The 1,838-nt window shown below is 66.8% G+C and carries 4 protein-coding genes; 2 read left to right on the plus strand and 2 right to left on the minus strand.

Annotated elements, in window-relative coordinates:
* On the plus strand, nucleotides 1-112 hold a 112-nt coding region (locus H7290_RS09355; RefSeq protein ID WP_290513753.1), incomplete at its 5' end, for a cold shock domain-containing protein.
* Nucleotides 113-252: 140 nt separating this feature from the next.
* Here H7290_RS09355 and H7290_RS09360 read toward each other — a convergent pair.
* The gene (locus H7290_RS09360) at nucleotides 253-915 is read right to left on the minus strand and encodes a TrkA family potassium uptake protein (protein WP_290513750.1); all 663 of its coding nucleotides are present in this window, start codon (nucleotides 913-915) and stop codon (nucleotides 253-255) included.
* On the minus strand, nucleotides 915-1,577 hold the full coding sequence (locus H7290_RS09365; RefSeq protein ID WP_290513751.1) for a TrkA family potassium uptake protein: 663 nt from the start codon (nucleotides 1,575-1,577) through the stop codon (nucleotides 915-917). Before H7290_RS09365 ends, H7290_RS09360 begins: the two co-directional genes overlap by 1 nt.
* Before the next feature lie 69 nt (nucleotides 1,578-1,646).
* Here H7290_RS09365 and H7290_RS09370 point away from each other — a divergent pair.
* Nucleotides 1,647-1,838: hypothetical protein (locus H7290_RS09370; protein WP_290513752.1), on the plus strand; the 192-nt coding region annotated here is incomplete at its 3' end.

Genomic DNA, 1,838 nt, shown 5'->3' on the forward strand with positions numbered 1-1,838 from the left:
CAGCGCGATCGCCTCGAGCGGCTACCGCTCGCTGGACGAGAACCAGAAGGTCGAGTTTGACGTCGAGCAGGGCCAGAAGGGCCTGCAGGCTACGAACATCCGTCCCCTCTGATCTCACCGATCACAGAAGACTGATTCACGGAAGGCCCCCCGAGCACTGCTCGGGGGGCCTTCCGCTGTCTCCAGCGGCCTGCGCCGCTAGACGTGCAGGAAAACGGACGATGAGGGTGAGAGGTAGCGGGTGCTCGGTAGTCAGTGCTTGGGGGAGAGGAGCTCGCCGAGGCGGTCCTCGGCATCGGAGGGCGTCACGAAGAGGAGCTCGTCCCCGGACTCCAGCGAACGGTCAGCGTCCGGACGCTCGATCGAGTTTTCGCGCAGGATCGCGACCAGCACGACATCGTCGGGCCACGGCACCTCGCTGACTCGGCGACCGACGAACGGTGAGTCGTCAGGCATCGTCAGCTCGACCAGGTTGGTGTTGCTCTGGCGGAAGGTGAAGAGCCGCACGAGGTCGCCCACCGTGACGGCCTCCTCGACGAGTGCGGACATCAGGCGGGGCGTGGAGACCGACACGTCGACGCCCCACGACTCGCTGAAGAGCCACTCGTTGCTCGGGTGGTTGACGCGGCCGACGGTGCGGGGCACCGCGAACTCGGTCTTCGCCAACAGCGAGGTGACGAGGTTGACCTTGTCGTCACCGGTCGCGGAGATGACCACGTCGCACGACTCCAGCTGAGCCTCCTCGAGCGAGGAGAGCTCGCACGAGTCGGCCAGCAGCCACTGCGCCTTGGGCACCATGTCGGCGCGGATCGAGGCAGGGGACTTGTCGATCAGCAGCACCGGGTGGCCGTTGTCGATGAGCTCCTGCGCCACCGACCGGCCCACCGCGCCGGCCCCGGCGATCACGACGCGCATCAGTCGGCCTCCGGGCCTGAGTCGAGCACCCTGCGGAACACGTCGACGCAGTCCTCGCGCATGAACAGGTTCAAGTAGTCGCCCTCCTGGATTACTGTCTCCGGCTGGACGATCAGGCCGGAGCCGAGACGGTTGAGGTACGCGACGCGTACACCGGCGGCGGCCTCGAGCGCGGCGATCTTGTGACCTACCCACGCGAACGGCGCATAGACCTGATCGAGCCGGACCTGACCGGACTGGTCACGCCACGCCGGCTCGGAGTCGGCCGGGACGAGACGCCGCAACACCTGGTCGGCCGCCCAGGGCACGGTGGCCACGGTGGGTATACCCAAGCGTTCATAGACCTCGGCACGGCCCGGGTCGTAGATGCGCGCGACCACGTTGTCGACCTTGAACTGCTCGCGGGCGACCCGTGCGGAGATGATGTTGGAGTTGTCGCCGCTGGACACTGCCGCGAAGGCATCGGCACGCTCGATGCCTGCCTTGACGAGGACATCGCGATCGAAGCCCAAGCCGGTCACGGTGATGCCACTGAATCCGGGACCGAGGCGGCGGAACGCATCAGGGTTGGAGTCGATGACGGCGGTCGTGTGTCCTCGCTCCTCGAGGCTGTGAGTGAGGGTCGACCCGACGCGTCCGCAGCCCATGATCACGATATGCACGGAGGAGACGCTACACCCGAGGCAGGTGCGTCGCGCACGTAACCTTCCGCGGGGCTAGCATCGACTCTCGTGGGTATCACCGAGGTCACCAAGCGAGCACTGGTCGGCCGCAAGCTTCGCAGCACCCAGCTCGGTGAGACTCTCCTCCCCAAGCGGATCGCGCTGCCGGTGTTTGCGAGCGACGCACTGTCGTCCGTGGCGTACGCGCCGGACGAGATCTTCCTGACCCTGTCGCTCGGTGGGCTGTCCGCCTACGCGTTC

Origin of the sequence: Aeromicrobium sp. (genome assembly GCF_014378035.1) — a bacterium.
Lineage (GTDB): Bacteria > Actinomycetota > Actinomycetes > Propionibacteriales > Nocardioidaceae > Aeromicrobium.